14 protein-coding genes are annotated in these 19,948 nt (G+C 64.3%); 10 read left to right on the forward strand and 4 right to left on the reverse strand.

Features of this window, described 5'->3' with window-relative positions:
- Positions 1-123 precede the first annotated feature (123 nt).
- Together ABIE56_RS11530 and ABIE56_RS11535 are read left to right on the forward strand one after the other, a co-directional pair.
- Complete coding sequence (locus tag ABIE56_RS11530) at positions 124-906, forward strand: class I SAM-dependent methyltransferase (RefSeq protein ID WP_429243958.1); 783 nt, start codon at positions 124-126, stop codon at positions 904-906.
- A 217-nt stretch (positions 907-1,123) separates the two neighbouring features.
- On the forward strand, positions 1,124-1,513 hold the full coding sequence (locus ABIE56_RS11535; RefSeq protein ID WP_429243959.1) for a hypothetical protein: 390 nt from the start codon (positions 1,124-1,126) through the stop codon (positions 1,511-1,513).
- Positions 1,514-1,576: 63 nt separating this feature from the next.
- Here ABIE56_RS11535 and ABIE56_RS11540 read toward each other — a convergent pair whose 3' ends face one another.
- From ABIE56_RS11540 to ABIE56_RS11550, 3 genes are all read right to left on the reverse strand, one after another.
- Complete coding sequence (locus tag ABIE56_RS11540) at positions 1,577-2,797, reverse strand: PQQ-dependent sugar dehydrogenase (protein WP_429243960.1); 1,221 nt, start codon at positions 2,795-2,797, stop codon at positions 1,577-1,579.
- 37 nt (positions 2,798-2,834) lie between these two features.
- A complete protein-coding gene (locus ABIE56_RS11545) occupies positions 2,835-3,680 on the reverse strand; it encodes a S1 family peptidase (RefSeq protein WP_429243961.1) in 846 nt (281 codons plus the stop codon).
- Between the two features lie 128 nt (positions 3,681-3,808).
- Positions 3,809-5,236, reverse strand: a complete 1,428-nt coding sequence (locus ABIE56_RS11550) for an MFS transporter (protein ID WP_429244066.1) — start codon at positions 5,234-5,236, stop codon at positions 3,809-3,811.
- Between the two features lie 291 nt (positions 5,237-5,527).
- Between ABIE56_RS11550 and ABIE56_RS11555 the strand changes: the two genes are divergently transcribed.
- The 7 genes from ABIE56_RS11555 to ABIE56_RS11585 all read left to right on the forward strand — a co-directional run bounded on the left by ABIE56_RS11555 (position 5,528) and on the right by ABIE56_RS11585 (position 16,837).
- Positions 5,528-6,541, forward strand: a complete 1,014-nt coding sequence (locus tag ABIE56_RS11555; RefSeq protein ID WP_429243962.1) for a LacI family DNA-binding transcriptional regulator — start codon at positions 5,528-5,530, stop codon at positions 6,539-6,541.
- Between the two features lie 178 nt (positions 6,542-6,719).
- On the forward strand, positions 6,720-9,242 hold the full coding sequence (locus ABIE56_RS11560; protein ID WP_429244067.1) for a glycoside hydrolase family 3 N-terminal domain-containing protein: 2,523 nt from the start codon (positions 6,720-6,722) through the stop codon (positions 9,240-9,242).
- Positions 9,243-9,554: 312 nt separating this feature from the next.
- Positions 9,555-11,993 (forward strand): TonB-dependent receptor, encoded by a 2,439-nt coding sequence (locus ABIE56_RS11565; RefSeq protein WP_429243963.1) that lies wholly within the window; start codon positions 9,555-9,557, stop codon positions 11,991-11,993.
- 166 nt (positions 11,994-12,159) lie between these two features.
- Positions 12,160-13,755, forward strand: coding sequence for a tryptophan halogenase family protein (locus ABIE56_RS11570; protein WP_429243964.1), 1,596 nt, complete (start codon positions 12,160-12,162; stop codon positions 13,753-13,755).
- 152 nt (positions 13,756-13,907) lie between these two features.
- Positions 13,908-14,711: a formyltransferase family protein gene (locus ABIE56_RS11575; RefSeq protein WP_429243965.1), complete on the forward strand. Its 804-nt coding sequence runs from the start codon at positions 13,908-13,910 to the stop codon at positions 14,709-14,711.
- Entirely contained in the window at positions 14,708-15,526 is an 819-nt protein-coding gene (locus tag ABIE56_RS11580; protein ID WP_429243966.1) for a polysaccharide deacetylase family protein, read from the forward strand. Before ABIE56_RS11575 ends, ABIE56_RS11580 begins: the two co-directional genes overlap by 4 nt.
- A 213-nt stretch (positions 15,527-15,739) precedes the next feature.
- Complete coding sequence (locus tag ABIE56_RS11585) at positions 15,740-16,837, forward strand: hypothetical protein (protein ID WP_429243967.1); 1,098 nt, start codon at positions 15,740-15,742, stop codon at positions 16,835-16,837.
- A 56-nt stretch (positions 16,838-16,893) separates the two neighbouring features.
- On the opposite strand, the gene ABIE56_RS11590 is transcribed toward ABIE56_RS11585, so the two are convergent.
- Entirely contained in the window at positions 16,894-18,906 is a 2,013-nt protein-coding gene (locus ABIE56_RS11590; protein WP_429243968.1) for an OPT family oligopeptide transporter, read from the reverse strand.
- A gap of 231 nt (positions 18,907-19,137) precedes the next feature.
- Between ABIE56_RS11590 and ABIE56_RS11595 the strand changes: the two genes are divergently transcribed.
- Entirely contained in the window at positions 19,138-19,923 is a 786-nt protein-coding gene (locus tag ABIE56_RS11595) for a hypothetical protein (RefSeq protein ID WP_429243969.1), read from the forward strand.
- Positions 19,924-19,948 lie beyond the last annotated feature (25 nt).

Below are 19,948 nucleotides of genomic sequence, written 5' to 3' on the forward strand. Positions count from 1 at the left end.
GAATGCATAGGGCCGGACCGTCAAGAATCGGGGTGCTTTGCGGCCTATGGCGCGCCGGGCGGCCCGGGATTAGGCTCTGGCTTCCCTACGTCGAAGGGCCCTGCGCCCGAAGGAAGGCGAGCCATGAAGTCCACGTTCCTAGCTGCGGCGCTTGCGGCTGCCGTGCTTTCCACTGCCGCCCTGGCAGCGGGTTCGCCATCCACCGATACGGCCATTGCCGCGGCGGTCGCCAACAGCCACCGGCCATCGAAGGACACCGATCAGGATGCCGTGCGCCATCCCGCCGAGCTGGTGGCCTTTTCCAAGGTGAAAGCCGGCGACACGGTCATGGACGTGTGGCCTGGCGCAGGGTACTGGAGCCGGCTGTTTTCGCCGGTAGTGGGCGCCAAGGGCAAGGTGTATGCGTACGTTCCCGCGGAGATCGCGGAGTTCAAGAGCAACCCGGTCGCCACGGCCAAGGCCATCGGTACCGAACCCGGTTACGGCAACGTCGAGGGCATTTCCGATCCGCTCGCGCAGCAGCCGCCGGCGGAGATGTTCAACAAGTTCGACGTCATCTGGACCTTCGAGAACTACCATGACCTGCACAACACTTTCATGAAGGGTGCGAGCGTCGATGGGTTCAACCAGGCCGTGTTCAAGCTGCTCAAGCCCGGCGGCTACTACGTGATCGTGGATCATGCGGCGGCAAAGGGGCAGGGCCTGGACCACACCGAAGACCTGCACCGGATTGATCCCGCGACGGTCAAGGCCGAAGTCGAGAAAGCCGGCTTCGTCCTGGACCAGGAATCGTCAGTGCTCGCCAATGCCTCCGACGACCATTCGCTGAAGATCTTTGATCCCGCGATCAAGGGCAAGACGGATCGCTTCATGCTTCGGTTCAAGAAGCCTGCCAACGCCAGATAATGCCCTGCCGGCGCAGGTTGCTGTGACAGGTTTCTTTGCCTTTTCGACCGGCTTGCTCTTACCATCACCCCCGGCATGCGCGCCGCCCATCGGGCAACGCGCGCATGTCCTAACAGGGGGAAGTCTTCCAGAGCAGTCACGGTGCTGACGCACGCTGCCGCTTACTCCCGCGTTCGCTCGTTGAATGGCACCAGGACTTATGGAGAGGTCAGAAGGTATGAAGATCAAATCGCTCGCCGCCGTGGCGACGCTCGCCGTGCTCGCCGCTTATGCACCGCTCTCGTTCAGCGCCCCTGCGGGCGGTTCGGATGAGAAGGTGGAAGTTATCGGCACGCCTGCACCGGATAGCAAGTTCACCAAGGTGCACGATGGCATGTACTCCAAGGAAGTGATCGACCTGATCGGCCCGCCGACCGACCAGAAAACCTTCCAGACCGGCAAAGCGTTCATCCCGTTCCATTTCGGTGGCGATAACTACCGCACCGAATTCCACTACAAGGGCGAAGGCGTGCTGACCTTCTCCGGCGGCGGTGTCGGCGCCGAAGGTTCGCTCAAGCTGATCAAGGTGGAAGTGGACCCCAAGGAAACGGGCTACATCCGCGATTGATGCAAGCCAGGGCTGCGACGTGCCGCTGGCAGGTCGCAGCCTTTCGGTTTAAACGATGGCGGATTACTTCGGCGTGAGGTGGAACAGGCCACCCGGCTGGGCATCCTGAAGCAGCCACAGCGAACCATCCGGCGCTTCCTCGATATCACGCACGCGCATGCCGACCGTCCAGCGCTGCGCCGCGGTGGCACCACCCTTGCCATCGAACGTGATCCGCGTGATACCCATGCTCACCAGCCCGCTGACCAGTGCGCTGCCTTTCCAGTGCGGGAACACGTTGCCCTTGTAGAACATGAGGTTGCCTGGCGCGATCACCGGCACCCAGTAAATTACCGGTTTGACGAGGTCCGGCCGTGTGTCGGGACTCGGGACGGGCACGCCGTCGTAGTTCATGCCGTATGAAACCAGCGGCCAGCCATAGTTCTTGCCCCGCTGGATCAGGTTCAGTTCGTCGCCACCGCGCGGGCCATGCTCCACTTCCCACAAACGGCCATCCGGACCAAACGCAAGACCGTAAGGCGTACGAACGCCAATCGCCCAGGTTTCCGCCGGCGCCAGGTTGGGGCCAGGGAACGTGTAGGTGCTGACCACCGGTGCCGTCTTTGCCGCCTCGGTATTCGCTGCCGGATCGATCAGCGGCACCGTGCGTGCGCCTTCCTTACCGGCCCAGGGGTTACCCGGCGCCGGCTTACCATCCAGCGTGAGGCGCAGGATCTTGCCTAGCGTCTGGTCCGGATCCTGTGCGGGCGTAAACCGCTGGCGATCGCCCACGGTGAGGAACAGATACTTGCCGTCGGGCGAGAAAGCGATCTGCGCGCCGGCCTGGCCGCCTTTGCCGGTGGGCAACTGGCGCCACAGCACTTCCAGGCCATCCAGCTTCGCCTGGGCGCCATCGAGCACCAACTTGGCCCGCGCCATGGCCAGGCCACCGCCGTAGTCACCGGGTGCGACATAGGTGAGGTATACGTTGTGGTCGGTGGCGTAATGGGGCGAGAGAAACACGCCCAGCATGCCGTTCTGGCCACCGAAGTCGACCGGCGGCACGCCTTGCACCTCGGTCTTTTCGCCCTGCTGGGTCACGAGCTGCAGGCGGCCTACCTTCTCGGTGACGAGCATGCGGCCATCGGGCAGGAACGCGACGCGCCAGGGGAGATCCAGGTCCGCTACCTTCGTCATGGTGAAGGGCAGGTCGGCATCAGCCTTCTGGTCGCCCGCATTGGTCTGTGCATGGGCGACGCTTGCGGTAACTAATGCAAGCAAAACCGCGGTTGCAAGCTTCTTCATTCGTTTATTTCCTTCAGACAGGACGGCGCGGGAGATCCTACTGCCCAGGATGCGTTCTGGGTGTGACGCTGGTGGCTGTTGCGTGTCCAGATATCACGTTGTCAATCCATGCCGCATATGCGCTGACGCGCACGTTGTAGACAATCAGGCCGTAACGGCCACCCGGCTTGAGTCGCCCATCAGGATATTTCTTCCAGGACGCAAGGCCGGCGAGCCGCTTCTCACCGTTGATGTCCAGGACCACCGGGCCGCCGCTATCGCCATTGCCGATCGTGCCCTCCAATGGCAGGGCAGCGGGCGGGGCACGGAAGGTATACGAAATCCAATGAGCATTGACGCCGCTCACCACGTTGAAAGCATGCCGCAGATCGGTGCGGTGTGGCGCGTCGGCGGCTTCGCCATCCATACCATTGCCCGTGGCGCCCCTTCCGATCATTTCTATGGTCTTCCCGCTCTCGTCCTCATCGCGATAAAGCGGCATGGGCTTCACGTCGCTTACGGGGGCTTCGAGCTGGATCAGGGCGATGTCATTCGTGTCGGCGAGAAACGCATAAATTTTCGAAGCATCGCCCGTGGCCATGGCCTCCTTGCCGAGCGCTTCTGGCGGCGTTTGGTAGCCGGGATACTTGATGACCGCAACGACTTTGCGTGCCTTGCCGTTGACGTTCACCTCGCTGATCGACGATTGCCATGAAACGGCATGGGCCGCCGTGACAACCCATCGCGGGGCGATGAGCACGCCATGCCCTTCGCCGGGCAAGTCCGCGAGTGCCGGCACAGCGTCGGCAGGAAGTCGGTAGTTCGCATCGTTGACATCGGCGCGAATGACCACCGCGCTGGCCGATGTCGATACGATAAGGAGGAGTAGGGCGCATCCCTTCATTGGCTAACATCCAGGTGAGTGGTGAATAAGGCTGCAGGCGGCCTCGTGGCGGGCGGATCGGAATCCGCTTCAAGAACGTAGCGGGAGCCTCTCGCCAACTGCAAGGGCCATTCGGCCCGTGCCGCGCCCTAGGTCCGACCTTCGGGTTCGGGTACATACAGTGTGCACAGCCCCGCAATCAACAGGCTGGCCCCGCCCAGGCCGAGTGCCCAGATCGGCTGGTTGTGGAAACACACGCGCAGCAGCAGGCCGAGCACGCTCGCGGCGAGCACCTGCGGGATCACGATGAAAAAATTGAAGATGCCCATGTAGACGCCCAGCTTTGCCGTCGGCAGGGTGTCAGATAGCAATGCATAGGGCAGCGACAGGATCGAGGCCCAGGCAAAGCCCACGCCCAGCATCGAGGCGAGCAGCCAGTGCGGATCGCGGATGACAAGGAATGACAGCAGACCCACGCCGCCAAGGCACAGGTTGATGACATGGCTGGTGCGCAGGCCCCAGCGGCGCACCATCAGCGGGATCACGACGGCGGCGAGCGCGCCGAAACCGTTATATGCGGCAAACAACACGCCCACCCAGTTGGCGCCCTCGTTATAAGCGAGCGAGCTGGTGTCATCGGTGGCGTAGATGGTGTGGGTGACGCCGGCAGTCGTATAGATCCACATCGCGAACAACGCGAACCACGAAAACAGCTGCACCCCAGCCAGGCGGCGCATCGAAATGGGCATGGCGAAGACATCGCCCATCACCTCGCGCAGCATGCCGTGGCTACGCGTGCGGCCAAGCCAGGTAAGCAGCAGGCCAAACACGAGCAGGCCGCCGGCGAGCAGGTAAACCTCTTTCTCCAGTTCAAAATGCCTGATCGCGACCAGCACAGCGGCGCCCATCAGCAACAACAGCAGGCCGGGGCGTCCGGCGCGTGAGACGTCGACGCGCGGCCCCTCCGGCACATTGTCAGCGAACGATTCCAATTGCGCGGGTGTGTATTCCCGCGTGGCCAGGATGGTCCACAGTACGGCACCAAAGAGCACCGCGCCGCCCACATAGAACGCGTATTTCACCGTATCGGGAATGCTCCCGGCCGGCGCGGCATTGGCGACACCGAACTGCGCCAGAACCCATGGCAGCATGGAGGCCACCACCGCCCCCGCGCCAATGAAGAAGCTCTGCATGGCAAAGCCCGCAGGCCGCTGCCGCATCGGCATCTGGTCGCCCACCAGCGCGCGGAAGGGTTCCATCGATACATTGATCGATGCATCCAGGATCCACAGCAAGCCGGCAGCCATCCATAAGGCGGGCGCATTCGGCATCCACAGCAATGCAAGCGAGGCGGCCACCGCCCCGGCAAGAAAGTACGGCCGGCGCCGGCCCAGGCGGTTCCAGGTGCGGTCGGAGTAGTGGCCGATGATCGGCTGCACGATCAAACCGGTCAGCGGCGCGGCGATCCACAGGGCAGGGATGTCCTCGAGGTTCGCGCCCAGGGTCTGGAAGATGCGGCTCACGTTCGAGTTCTGCAGGGCCAGGCCAAACTGCAGCCCCAGGAAGCCGAAGCACATGTTCCATATCTGCCAGAACGACAGTGCACGCTTCTCTATGCGTGACGCCGGCACCGGTACCGGCACGCGCTCGTGCCGCGGGGTCAATTCCGCGGGCACAGTGCCGGGCACGCGCAGCGGGCCTGCGCCTGGGTTGATCCGGGTCATCGATCCCTCCTCCAGCCACCGTTATGTCATGGCCGGGCCGATCCCGCATGCTGCGCGTGCAGCATCGTCGTGGTTTGTCGCGCTTGTAAAGCCACGGGCTGTGGCGGCATAGTCATTCAGCGGTGCAATGACAGCGGAGAATCCATGCGGGTACGTCTCGAAGATGTGGCGCGCGAAGCGGGTGTATCACCCAAGACAGTGTCGCGTGTGCTCAATGACGAGGCCAACGTCACCGATGCCACCCGCCAGCGCGTGCGCGCCGCCATGGAAGCCATGGACTACCGCCCGCACCCCTCGGCGCGCAGCCTGGCGGGCAACCGCTCGTTCGTCGTCGCGATGCTGTACGACAACAACGACAACCCGGCCTCGACCTACCTGGCCGAGATCCAGGACGGCGTGCTGGAGGCCTGCGACGCGCACCGCTACAGCATGATGGTGCGGCCGCTGCGCATGCGCGATAACGATTTCATTCGCCGGCTCGATGCCCTGATCTCCGACCACCACCCCGATGGTGTCGTGCTGACGCCGCCCATCACGGATTACGCGCCGCTGCTGAAGCGCCTGCGCGAGTGCAACGTGCCGTATGCCAGCGTATCGCCGGTGCGGCGCGGGAAAACCCTGGGCGTCATGATGGACGAGCAACGGGCGGCCCGCGCGATCGTCGAGCATCTGCTGGAACTGGGCCACACGCGCATCGCCCACGTGATCGGCATTGCCAATCATGGCGCCAGTCGCTGGCGGCTTGCTGGCTATCGCGAGGCGATGGCCGCGGCAGGACTGGAGGAGGATCCGACCCTCGTCGTGCAAGGGGCTTTCACCTTCGCCTCCGGCGTAGAGGCCGCGCGGCAGCTGTTTTCCTTACCCAAGCGGCCGACCGCGGTGTTCGCCGCCAATGACGACATGGCCACCGGTGTGATGTGGGCGGCCGGCGAGTACGGCCTGAAGGTGCCCCACGACGTCTCGGTCTGTGGTTTCGACGACACGCCGCTATCCCGGCAGTTGTGGCCCGCGCTCACCACCGTCCAGCAACCCAGCCGCGAGATGGGCAAGATCGCCGCCGAGCAGTTGCTGAGCGAATTACGTGGCCAGGGCACCGGCAAGCTGGTGCAGATCCCGTTCTCCCTGCAGATCCGCGGCTCCACGGCTGCTGCTTCCTGAGGTGATCCCGCCGCCCGTATCGGGCGGACGGCGATGCTGCATAGCAAATTGACAGCGCTGTCATTCCTGCCAGTATCCGCCACGGAAGCGTACCGCCGGTGCGCGCGCAGGGAGCCTGGTCGTGCCATTGCTGCAGCCGTTGAGCCTGTTTTCGCGAAGCATTTCCCTGGCGCTGTCAATGACCGGCGCACTTCTCCTGACCGTTCCGGCCGTTGCCGGCGATGCAGCCACCGTGCATCCCGAGCAGTGGCCCAAGGGCAGTTCGCCGCTACCGCCCGATCCCGCGATCGAATCCCGGGTTCACGCCTTGCTGGCGAAGATGTCGGTGGAGGAGAAGGTAGGCCAGATGATCCAGGCCGACATCAAATACGTGACGCCCGATGACGTACGCGAATACCGCCTCGGCTCCGTGCTCGCGGGCGGCAACTCCAAGCCACCCGGGCAGCCGTTCCCGGTCGCCACGCAATGGCAGGCGCTTTCCGATGCGTTCTACCGCGCATCCATGGATACCTCGCGCGGCGGGCAAGCCATCCCGGTGCTGTTTGGCATCGATGCCGTGCACGGCCACAACAACCTGGTTGGCAGCACGCTATTTCCGCAAAACGTCGGCCTGGGCGCCACCCGCGATCCGCAGTTGCTGCACGAGATCGGCGAAGTTACCGCGCAGGAACTGCGGGCCAGCGGCATCAGCTGGACCTTCGCGCCGACGCTTACGGTGCCGCAGGATGGGCGCTGGGGTCGCTCCTACGAGGGCTATTCACAGGACCCAGCGCTGGTCGCGCAATACGCGGCCGCTGTGATCGGCGGCCTGGAAGGCAAGCCTGGCACGCCGCAGTTCCTCGATGCCGGGCATGTCATTGCGACCGCCAAACACTTCCTTGGCGATGGCGGTACGCATGACGGTAAAGACCAGGGCGACGCCCGGATCAGCGAGGCGACGCTGCGCGACATCCATGGCGCCGGTTACCCGCCGGCGATCAAGGCCGGTGTGCAGGTGGTCATGGTCTCGTTCTCCAGCTGGAATGGCGTCAAGATGGCCGGCAACACGGGGCTCATCACCGGTGTGCTGAAAGAGCGCATGGGCTTCGATGGCATCGTGCTGGGCGACTGGAACGCGCATGGCCAAGTGCCCGGCTGCACCAACGAAAGCTGCGCCGCGGCGTACAACGCCGGCCTGGACATGCTCGAGGCGCCGGACTCCTGGAAGGGCCTGTACACGAACACGCTGGCCCAGGTGAAAGCGGGCGTGATCCCGATGAGCCGCGTCGATGATGCGGTGACCCGCATCCTGCGGGTCAAGCTGCGCCTGGGCATGTTCGAGGCGGGGTTGCCCTCGGCGAACGCGCTGGCAACGAAGTCCGCCGAGGTCGTTGGCAGTCCCGCGCACCGCGAAGTAGCCCGCCGCGCCGTGCGCGAATCGTTGGTGCTACTGAAGAACGCCAAGGGCGTGCTGCCGATCGATCCGCGCAAGCACATCCTGGTGGCCGGCGATGGCGCCGACAACATCTCCAAACAGAACGGTGGCTGGACCCTTACCTGGCAAGGCACCGGCCTGACCAACGCCAATTTCCCGGGCGCCACCTCGATCTGGGCAGGCCTGCGCAAGCAGATCGAAGCCGCCGGTGGCCGCGCCGAACTCGCGGTGGAAGGCGATTACAAACAGAAACCCGATGCCGCCATCGTGGTGTTCGGCGAGGACCCCTATGCCGAGTTCCAGGGCGATCTGCCGAACCTGGCTTACCGTCCCGGCAACGATCACGATCTCGAGCTGCTGCGCAAACTGCGCGCGCAGGGCATACCCGTGGTGGCCGTATTCCTCACCGGGCGGCCGCTGTGGATGAACCGCGAGATCAACGCCGCCGATGCCTTCGTGGTGGCGTGGTTGCCGGGCAGCGAAGGGGAGGGCATCGCGGACGTCCTGCTGCGCGGCCGTGACGGCAAGGTGGCTCACGATTTCCACGGCAAGCTGGCCTACGCGTGGCCGCGCAACGCGCTACAGGTGCCGGCCGCCATCGCGAAGGGTGACCATCCGCAGTTCCCCTATGGCTTCGGCCTGACCTATGCGGCGGGCGGTGTAACCGCCCCGTTACCCGAGGACCCGGGCCTGGTGTTGAGTTCTGCCCAGGCCGGCGTCTACTTCACCCGGGGCAAACCGGCCCAGGATTTCGTCGTACGCCTGACCGGTGCGAATGGCGCAGGCGCGACGATGGCCGCGGCACCTGCCGCGACGGCGGATGGCTCGCTGCGTGTCAGTGCACTCGACTACAAGGCTCAGGAAGATGCACGCAGCCTGAGCTGGAACGGCAAGGGCGAGGGCGAGGGCGCTGCCAGCGTCGCGCTTGTCGCGCCCGCACCGCTCGATGTCGACCGCGAAACCAACGGCGATGTCCTGCTGGTCACCACGCTGAAGGTGGATACGGTGTCGCCCGCGGATACGTCGAGCATCGGTATCGGCTGTGGCACCGGTTGCGATGGCTGGGTACCTGTCGGGCCACAGCTTTCCGCGTTGCCCAAGGGGCAGTGGTTGCGCGTGGGCATTCCGCTGAAGTGCTTCCGCGCTGCCGGCGCGAACATGAGCAAGGTGGACCGGCCCTTCGAGTGGTCCAGCCGTTCCGTCGGGCAGGTAGCCATCACCGATGTATCGCTGGGTACCGTCGCGGACCGCACCTTGACCTGCCCAGGGCATGGCGGCACGCCATGACGATGGGGGCGCCCGGCACGAGGGCAGGTAAGGACTGCATCGTGTGTTCCGGGCGCCCAGACGTCTATTTGCTTTGCACCAATATTCAACCGTCAAACGCCTCGTCACTTAGCACGAGGCCGCGCAACAGGGGTTTTTTAGTGCCTTGATGGCTTGCTGCCATGCGGCAAGCATTCATTGCGCAGGAGTTCTATTATCCAGCAATGACAGCGCTGTCATTTGGGAGTGAGGGCGCTCAGGGGAGTGGGGAAATCTTGTCTTGGCCGTCGCACACGACGGGCACACAGATCCGAACGATCGAGGGAGAGCCAGATGAAGCTGCGTCACAAGTTGATGTATGTCGCCATGTCACTCGCGTTTGCGCCGGGCACGCTGCTTGCAGCAGACCAGGATGCAACGGTGCAGAACCCGCCGTCGAAGAATCCAGAGGCCGCGGACAAGAAGGTACAGAACCTGGATGCCATTTCGGTGTCCGCGACCAAGCGCGATACGCCACTGCAGAAAACCCCGGTGGCCGTGACCGCCATCGCCGTGGACACGCTCGACCGCGAGCGCGTCATGACGGTGCAGGACCTGACCAAGCTGGTACCGGGCCTGCAAGGCACCTCGCAGGGCGACCATGGCGTGGTGACGCTCACCTTGCGCGGCATCGGTAACGACAGCGCCAAGACCGAGTACGCCGACCCCGAAGTCGCGACCTTCGTCGACGGCATCTACGCACCGCGCGCCGAGGCCGCATCAGGCCTGCTGCTGGATATGGATGGCGTGGAAGTGCTGCGTGGCCCGCAGGGCACGCTGTGGGGCCGCAATTCCACCGCCGGCGCCATCAGCTTCCAGACCGCCAAGCCGGAGATCGGCGGGGGCTTCTATGGCAACGCGCAGATTGGTGCGGGCAACTACCACCAGTTCGGCTCGCGCGCCGCGTTCAACCTGCCGATCAGCGATACGTTCGCCATGCGCGTCGCCGTGGTGCACGAGCAGCACGATGGCTACGTGGATTACCAGAAGCCGTCGGGCCAGCTGCCCAGCCTCGCCGACCAGCAGGCGGCCTATCTCGCGTCGCCGGCCTCCGGCGGCACGCTGACCAACTTCAAGCCGATCGACCCGGGCCAGTACGTGCAGGGCGGCGACAAGTACAACTCGCAGGACCAGTCCGCCGCACGCGTCAGCGCGCTGTGGCAGCCCAGCGATGCGTTCAAGTGGAACCTCTCCTACGAGTACTTCATCGATCGCGGCACGCCCAGCATGAGCCTGATGCAGCAGCCGCGTGATGGCCAGAAGTTCTGGTCCGCGCTGATCGACACGGCGCCGTACCTGCACCGCACCTCCAGCACGGTGCGCAGCCGCATGGACTGGAACATCAACGATGGCATGCAGCTCAGCTACATCGCGGGCTACAACCATTACTCCGGCCAGAGCGATTTCGACCAGGATGTCGGCGTCAGCGTGCCCACCAGCTTCACCACCAATGGCGTGTACCAGGACGACCGCACCAACAGTTCGAACTACACGAACTGGAGCCAGGAAATCAATCTGAAGTCCACCGGGCCGCAGACCGTGGACTGGATCCTCGGTGCGTACTACGGCTACGAAGACAACGATATCCGCTTCGATATCCCCATCATGAACGGCACGCGCTACGGCACGGTGAGCTGGCAGGGCTCCTTCATACAGCCGAAGGAAACCGTGGAGTCGTACGCGCTGTTCGGCCAGGCAACCTGGCACCTGAGCGACCATTGGCGCCTGACGGGCGGTGCGCGCTGGTCGCACGATGACAAGGAAAACAAGGGCGGCATCAACTGGGGCTGGGCCTACGATCCCACCGTGCCACAGGTTCCGATCTCGCCGGACGTCTACCCGAATCCGTCGAACGGCTTCAGCATCTCGCAGCAGAATACGGCCAAGTACACCAAGAGCAAGCCCACCTGGCTCGTGCGCCTGGATACGGACGTGAGCGAGAACGGCCTCGTCTACGCCAGCGTGTCCACCGGCTACAAGTCTGGCGGCACGCAGGATGCGGGCACGCTGTACAAGCCCGAATCGCTGACCAACTACGAAGTCGGCAGCAAGTTCGTGTTCCTCGATGGCCACATGACCTGGAACTCGGCCATCTACTACGAGAACTTCAAGAACTTCCAGCTTTCCGCGCCCATCGTCTACCCGGATGGTAACCACGGCCTGGGCTTCTCCAACGTGGGCGGCAGCACCAAGGTGTTCGGTATCGAGTCCGAGCTGGCGTACCAGCAGAAGGGCGATCGCTTCAACCTGATCTTCTCGGCCATCCCGAAGAAGGAGCTGGGCAAGCTGCAGTACGCCGGTTCCAACGATTACCAGGGCCTGCCCGCATGTCCGCCGGAATCGAACCTGGCCAACTGCGCGGACGTCACTGGCAACGACCTGCCGCATGCGCCGAACTTCTCGCTCACCGCTATCTACGAGCACGATTTCCAGCTCGGCAACGGTGGCCGGCTCACGCCACGCCTCAGTGCGCAGTACCAGAGCTCGCAGTGGTTGAGCTACTTCAACCTGGGCTCGGGTGACCGCCAGAAGGCGTACACGCGGGGTGACGTGGCGCTGCGCTACAGCGAGCCGGGCGACAAGTGGTGGGTCAACGGCTATGTGCAGAACGTCTCCAACGGGAAGATCCGCACCAGCGCGGGCCGCTTCCTGATGTCCGACGGCTCATTGCAGTACGTGTCGCAGTACCTCGCGCCGCGCACTTATGGTGTGCAAATCGGCGTGTGGCTCTGATCGAATGAGGGGCGGCCCCCATGAGGCACTGGCCGCCTGAGCTTTGCCGTTCTATCGGCCACGCTGGCAGAGCGTCGCCATCTCTCCCCGTGAATGGCGCTTTTTGCCGGGTGCGCGTGGGGCGGCCCGGCAGTTCTTTTCATAGTGGTAACGGTGAGGTCACGCCATGGCGCGTCTGAAGAAGATCCTGGTCGTGGGTGGTGGCACGGCCGGCTGGCTAGCGGCGTGTTACCTGGCCAAAGCCGTCAATGCGATCGATCCACTCAGCGTGCAGGTGCACCTGGTGGAATCGCCGGATATTGGCCTGCTCGGGGTAGGGGAGGCCACGTTTCCTACCATCCGCGGCACGCTGGCGGCCATCGGGCTGGATGAGCGCCGGTTCCTGGTCGGCGCCACGGCGACGTACAAACAAGGCATTCACTACCGGCACTGGGTGCGGCCGCCGGGCACGCCCGGGGCACCTCATTTCTTCCATCCGTTCAACGCGCCCAGCCAGCGGCCGGGTGGCCCGGAGCTGCTACCGTACTGGCTGCTGGGTGCCGCACCGAAGGGCATGCCGCTTGCCCAGGCCGTGTCGATGCAGACCACGCTGGTCGAGCACTCTCGTGCGCCCCGACGAGCCAAAGACCCGGATTACCAGGGCCCGCTGAACCACGCCTTCCACTTCGACGCCGCCTGCTTCGCCCGCGTGCTCGCCGAGCACGGCCAGGAAACACTCGGCGTGGTCAGGCATGTCGCGACAGTGGAGCGCACAGAGCTCGACGAGCACGGCGCCATCGCGCGCGTGGTCACGAAGGAAGAGGGCGACCTCACCGCCGATCTGTATATCGATTGCACCGGGCTGCGCGGCATGCTGATCGGCAACGTCATGCAGTCGCCGTTCCGCAGCCGGGCCGACGTGCTGTTCTCCGATCGCGCGGTGGCCATGCAGGTGCCGTACGAGACGCCAGATGCGTTCATCCCGTCGTACACCATCTCCACCGCCCAGGAGGCCGGCTGGATCTGGGATATCGGGCTGCAGAAACGGCGTGGTACCGGCTATGTGTATTCATCGCGGCATACCACCCAGGACCGTGCCGAGGAGGTATTCCGTCAGTACCTCGGCAAGGCTGGGCGCGACGCGAAAGCCCTGCACATCACGTTCGAAACGGGCTACCGCCCAGAGCACTGGCGCAAGAACTGCGTCGCTGTTGGCCTGGCCGGCGGCTTCGTCGAGCCGCTGGAATCGACCGGCATCGCGCTCATTGAACTGGCGACGTACCTGCTAACGCACCTTCTGCCGGGCGACACCGACGACTTCGAAGGCGCCGCAAGGCACTTCAACGAGATGATGGTGGCGCGCTACGACCGCATCATCGACTTCATCAAGATGCACTACTGCCTTAGCCAGCGCCGTGACTCTCAGTTCTGGATCGATAACTGCGATCCGGCCAGCATACCGCTAACGCTGCAGGACAAGTTGGCGAAGTGGAAGCGACGCCCGCCACACCGGCTGGATTTCGTCACCGACTTTGAGATGTTCATGACCTCCAGCTGGCAGTACGTGCTGTATGGGATGGAGTTCAAGACGGACATGGAGCCGATGCGTAGCGCTTATCCGCACGTGGAGGAGGCGCGGCGCGAATTTGCGATGATCCAGCAGGCGGCGGAGCGGGCACTGGATGATTTGCCGGATCATCGGGCGTTGGTGGAGAAGCTGTGCCGGGAATTCAAAGAGCGACCCCGTCCAAGCATGAATAGCAGAGACGCAGTCCCAGGCTGAGCGTGACGTCACATGCACACCTCGGGCAGGCGCATCTTTCCGTCGGGGTGGACCTCGTGCGTTTTCTTGCCGCGACGGCATAGAACCTTCGACCAATCGCGCCCCGGGTAGGGCGGCGCCAGAATAGGGCGCCTCCCCATTGAGTGCGATGCATGCGCACCGTATTGATGTGCCACGCCGACGATGCGTTCGACCGCGAGGGCCTTGCGGCCTGGCTGGCGTCGTTTTCCGATCTGGTGGGCCTTGTCCTGATCGAAGAGACCGGGGCGCAGAAGCGCGCACGGGTGCGCCGTGAGTTACAGCGGGTGGGGCCCCTGCGTTTCCTGGATGTGCTGGCCATGCGGTTCTACTACCGCTTTCGGGTTGCCGCTGCCGACCATGCCTGGATGGACGCCAGCCTGGCGGGGCTTCGAGCCCGCTTTGGCGAGGTGGCCCGGGTGCCGGAACTGCGCGTGGCCAGTGGCAACGCGCCGGAAGTGGCCGCCTTCCTGGCCAGCTGCAAGCCCGACGTGATGATTGCCCGGAGCAAGCAGCTCCTTTCGAAGCGGATCTACCGCATGCCCACGCGGGGCTGCCTGGTCATGCACCCCGGGATCTGCCCGGAGTACCGGAACGCCCACGGCTGCTTCTGGGCCCTGGCCGAACGCGACCTCGATAACGTGGGGCTTACGCTCCTGCGCATTGATGCCGGCGTCGACACCGGGCCGGTCTATGGCTATTTCACCTATGCCTTCGACGAAGCGAACGAATCCCATGTGCGGGTGCAATACCGCATGGTCCTGGAGAACCTGGACGCCCTGGCCCAGCGTATTCGGGACATCGGGGCGGGAACGGCCCGGCCGCTGGATGTGGCAGGGCGCCCAAGCGGTGTATGGGGCCAGCCCTGGTTGAGCCGTTACCTGCGCTGGAAACGTGCCGCCCTGAACAAGCAGCCCGCCGTGGCGCCGGCCAAATGAGCCTGGCGACGCTCATGTACCACGATGTAGTGGTTGCGGGCCGCTGGGACGATAGTGGCTTCCCCGGAAGCGCAGCGGCGCATTACAAGCTGGATACGGCGAACTTCATCGCCCACCTGGATGGCCTGCACGCCGCGGGCACGCGTTTCGCCGAACCGGGCGCCGTGGCCGGTGGCCAGTATGAAGGCTGCCTGCTGACCTACGACGACGGCGGTGCAAGTGCGCTTGCCGCTGGCCGGGCCATGCGGGAACGAGGCATACGCGGCTGCTTCTTCATCACCACGAGCCGCATCGGCACAGCCGGCTTCGTCACGGCCGACGACCTGCGCGTACTTCGCCAGGATGGTCACCTCATCGGTAGCCATTCACATACGCACCCCGCGAACATCTCCCAGCTCGATACGCACGCGCTGCATGACGAATGGCGGCGTAGTGTCGATACCCTCGAGCAAATCCTTGGTGAGCCGATCCAGGTCGCCTCGGTACCCGGAGGCTTCATGTCGCCGGCCGTGTTGCGCGCCGCAGAAGCCGCTGGCATCCGCACCTTGTTCACGTCGGAGCCCACCACGCGGGCAAGCCATAGTGACACGTGCGCAGTACTGGGCCGGTACGCACTGCTACGCGAATCCGCACCGGCGATGGCGATAGCACTCGCCAGTGGCAAAGGCGGTGCACGCCTGAAGCAATGGGCGGCGTGGAACATCAAGAAGCCGATAAAGCGCTGGGCGGGGCCCGTCTACCGATTTGCCCGCGCAAGGCTTTTGCACGAGCGCTTCTCATCGCAGCATGAATCCGCCGGGGCCTCAAGGGAATAGATTGGCTTAGTGGGCCCCAGGGCGAAGCGCTGCGCGTACGGTCGCCGCGGACAGGCACCCGTGCGCGTGATCACGGCAGCCAGGGCCGCTCGCTATCGCCAGGCGAACGCCGGCGGAAAATCATGTATATAGTCAACCATCTGGCCCTCGCCAGCGCCTCCCCATACGCCGGTTCCCCGACCTGGTGACTTTGTCAAAAGGAGCGACAACGCCATGAAGCGTAAAGCACAGCACTACGCCCTCGTTTCCTGCCTTGCCTGGGCTGCCTGCGCCGGCTACATGCCAGCGGCGGTAAAGGCCACGGACGCACAGCCGGGCACGCATGCAGGGACGCTGCAAGGTGCGGCCTACCGCATCGATATTCCCGAGCAGTGGAATGGCGACCTGGTCATGCTGATGCACGGTTACCAGCCCGTCGGCGCCCCGGTCAAAACGCCCATGGAGCCAGCGGATTCCACCTCCGTATTCCTGAAGGAAGGGTATGCGGTGGCGCAGAGCCAGTTCGCATCGCAAGGCTGGGCGGTCGGCGATGCCATCACCGATAACGAGCGTCTTCGCCAGTACTTCGAGACCACGTACGCGCGCCCGAAGCATACCTACGTCTATGGTTTCTCGCTTGGCGGCCTGGCCGTGGCGGCCACCATCGAGCGCTATCCCCATGCTTACACCGGGGCCATGATTACCTGCGGCCTGACCGTGTCGACGCCGGACTTCCTGGCACGCGGCGTCGTCGAGCCACTTGCCGCGTTCGATGCGTTGATTCCGGGCGTGATTCCCGATCTGGCGGCCGCAGCCTCGCCGCCAGCGATCTCGCCTGATGACATCGCCAAGGCGCTGCAGGCGCACCCGAAAGAGGCGGCCCTGCTCGAAAAGCGCTTCCAGGAAACGCCCGAGTCCCTGCCGCCGCTCTTCGGGCTCTACTACATGGCATTGCGAGAGCTGGAAGGGCGCGCCGGTGGCATGCCAGTCGACAATCGCAAGACGGCCTACAAGGGCTACGGCGAGGACGCCGAACTCAATCGACGGATCCACCGCTATGCCGGCACCCCCGCTGCCATGGACTACGCACAGCGCAACGTCACGTTGACCGGCCACGTGTCCATACCTGTGGTGATGCAATGGAACGCGTTCGACCCGACCATCCCGTCACGCTTCCACGGCGTGTACCCGGATCAAATAAACGCAACGGGTAACGGAAAATGGTTAACCGTCCTGCCGCCGAAGGGTGACAGCCACTGCGATTTCACGGACGCGGATACCGCGGCGGCGTTCCATGCGCTGGTAGGGAAGGCGAAGGCGCCGAATCGCTAGCGCCTTCGCATCGCCGACGGGTCGCGACCGCCTGGGGCAGGTCGCGACCTCGTGACTCACTTCCTGCCGATGCCGTTGGCCATGCGGGCCACCCAGCGGTACATGAAGATCACGATCAGCGCGAAGACGATGCCGCCGATCCACTGCGCTTTCTCGCCGAAATCCTCGCCCACGAGGGCAAGCGGCGCCTGCAGGTTGCTGAAACCGAGTTTGTCGGCGAACGCCACGATGGCGGCGATGACCACACCGATGATGCTCTCGCCGACGATCAGGCCCGACGCCAGCAGCACGCCCAGCTGTTTGGTGCTTTCCGGGCGTGCCGAGCGATCGGCGCGGCGATCGAAGTACCAGCCCACCACCGAACCCACGACCACCATCAACGTGCTCACGGTGGGCAGGTAGATGCCCAGGCCCACGGCCAGCGGGGGAATGCGCACACTCTTGGTCGTGCGCGCCAGGATCTCGTCGATAGCGATGATGACGATACCGATGCCCACGCCGATCTGGATCAGGCTCCAGTCGATATTTCCGGTGATGACACCCTGGGCCAGCGCGGAAATAAGGCCAGCCTGCGGCGCCGGCAAGGCATGCGCACCCGCACCCGCCACGCCGACGAAACCGTAGGCTTTGTTGATCAGGTCCAGCACCGGCGGAATCACTGCCGCACCCGCGACCACACCCACAACCAGCGCGACCTGCTGACGCCACGGCGTCGCGTCCACCAGCTGGCCCGTCTTCAGGTCCTGCAGGTTGTTGTTGGCGATGGCCGCCACGGTGAACACCACCGCGGTGATGAACAGCGCGAACGCCACCAGTGCCTTGCCTTCCTCTGGACCGACGTACGGCTTGACGAAAGCCACCAGCAACAACGCGGCAGCGATCACCACCAGGATGCCCACGCCCGAGAGCGGGCTGTTGGACGAGCCAATCAGGCCGGCCATGTAGCCGCACACAGTGGAGACGAAGAAGCCCATCAGCACCACGAAGGCGACGCCACCGATGGCCAGCACGCCAACGTGCGCACCCAGGCCCGCCGTATTGCCGAAGTAACCGAGCAACCAGGCGATCGGCACGAAGCAGGCCAGGGTGACCAGGCCAACGATACCGATCGGGATGTCACGCTCGGTGCGCGGCAGCGTGTGCGCAGCACCGGCCTTGCGCACCTTGGCGGCAGCCATGGCCGAGGTCAGGCCGGTGATCACTGGCTTCACCAGCTTGGCCAGGGTCCAGATGGCCGAGACGCCGATCGCGCCGGCGCCGATGAAGCGCACCTTGTGGCTCCAGGTCGCGTTGGCCAGATCGGACATCGGCTGGGACAGATCGCCGAGCATGGAGAAGTGCGGCACGCCCCAACCCCAGCCGATGATCGCGCCGACCAGCATGGCGATGCCCACCGACAGGCCGACCAGGTGGCCAATGGCGAACAGGGCGAAGGACAGGCTGAAGTCGAAGCCGCTTACCGCGCCCTTGTCATTGACACGGAAGTAGCGCACGAAGTCGCTGGCGAAGACCTGGGTGGCCACGACCACGGCGAACGCGGCCGATGCGATCGAGCCCCACAACACGGCGAGCAGGCCGGCGCGGCTTTCATCCACGCTGCTGGCATCGGCATTCTCGCCACTACCCACCTTCAACACCTCGGCACAAGCCAGGCCTTCGGGGTAGGGCAGGTCGGAATTGGTGACCAGGGCACGGCGCAGCGGGATGGAATACATCACACCCAGGACGCCGCCCAGCGCGCACACCGCGAAGGACATCCAGAACGGGAAATCCGCCCACCAGCCGATCATGATCATGCCGGGCAGCACGAAGATGATCGAGGACAAGGTGCCCGCCGCCGAAGCGATGGTCTGCACGATGTTGTTTTCCTGGATGGTGGAATCCTTGAACCCACGCAACAGGGCCATGGAAATCACCGCCGCGGGAATCGACGTGGCGAAGGTCAGGCCAGCCTTGAGGCCAAAGAACACATTGGCGGCGGTAAACACCACCGTGATGATCACGCCGAGGATGAGGCCGCGAACGGTCAGCTCTTTGCGGTTGTCGGTTGGGAGTGGATTGCCGCTCACGAAAGTCGTCCGGTCATGTGGTGGTCCCTTGTTGGCCGCCTTGGCAGGCGCGGTTATGGTCGGCCCGCCTCCGGTGGCGGGCCAGGGGGGGTAGGGTTGCCGGAATGAGCCGGAATCGCAATGGGCGGTAGGGCCTGAAGTCCGAGCCTCTATTGCCGCGCGCCTGGCTCCGTGATATTCACTGCCCCCAGGGAAAGTGAGTAAAAACAATGATGCGGGGGAGGGAGGGCGATGATGCATCCATGGCGACCTGCGGTTATCGCCTGCGTTATCGCCGTACTGGGGACAGGGACCACCCCCGCCGCACCTGCCAAGGATAAGGCCAGGCAAAACTACGCCATCGTGGTTCACGCGGACTCGGCGCAGTCGCTGGCCGACGAGAAGGAAGTCCGCGACGCCGTCATGGCGATGCGCGACGGGAAGGTTCAGGAGGCCATCGACGGCCCGCTGACCGATGTCGTCAACCGCTATGAAAAGGCGTACGGCAAGAGCAAGGACGCCGTTTTCTCGGCGCGGACCCCCGGGCAGGGCGCGATGTATATGACCTTTGAAGCCGTGAAATACATGGGCGGCGCAGGCAACGGGTCGGCCAAAGCCATTGACGTCGGCCCTGCATGGGCCAAGGCCTACTGGGCAAGAGGCTACGGCTATAGCGAGTTGAAGCGGTTTCCGGAAGCGGAGGCCGAGCTGGCGAAGGCCATCGCGTTATCCCCACAGGATGCGCAATTCGTCAATGAGCTGGCGTACGTCTACCAGATGGAGCATCGCTTCGCTGATTCGCTCGCGCTTTTCCAGAAAGTCCCCGAGTTCGTGAACACCATGGACGACTGGGACGAAGCCACGAAGACGGATTTCCGCTGCACAGCCCTCCGTGGCCAGGGCTACGACCTTGTTGAGCTCAAGCGCCTTGACGAGGCAGAGGCTGCCTACAAGGCCTGTCTTGCGCTGACGCCTGATGAGCCGAAGTCGCTGGGTGAGCTTGAGTACATCAAGGGTTTACGCGCCAAGGGTGGCTAAGGCGCCCGCCCTTCGTAGCGGCGTC

This window comes from Luteibacter sp. 621 (assembly GCF_050435445.1).
Lineage (GTDB): Bacteria > Pseudomonadota > Gammaproteobacteria > Xanthomonadales > Rhodanobacteraceae > Luteibacter.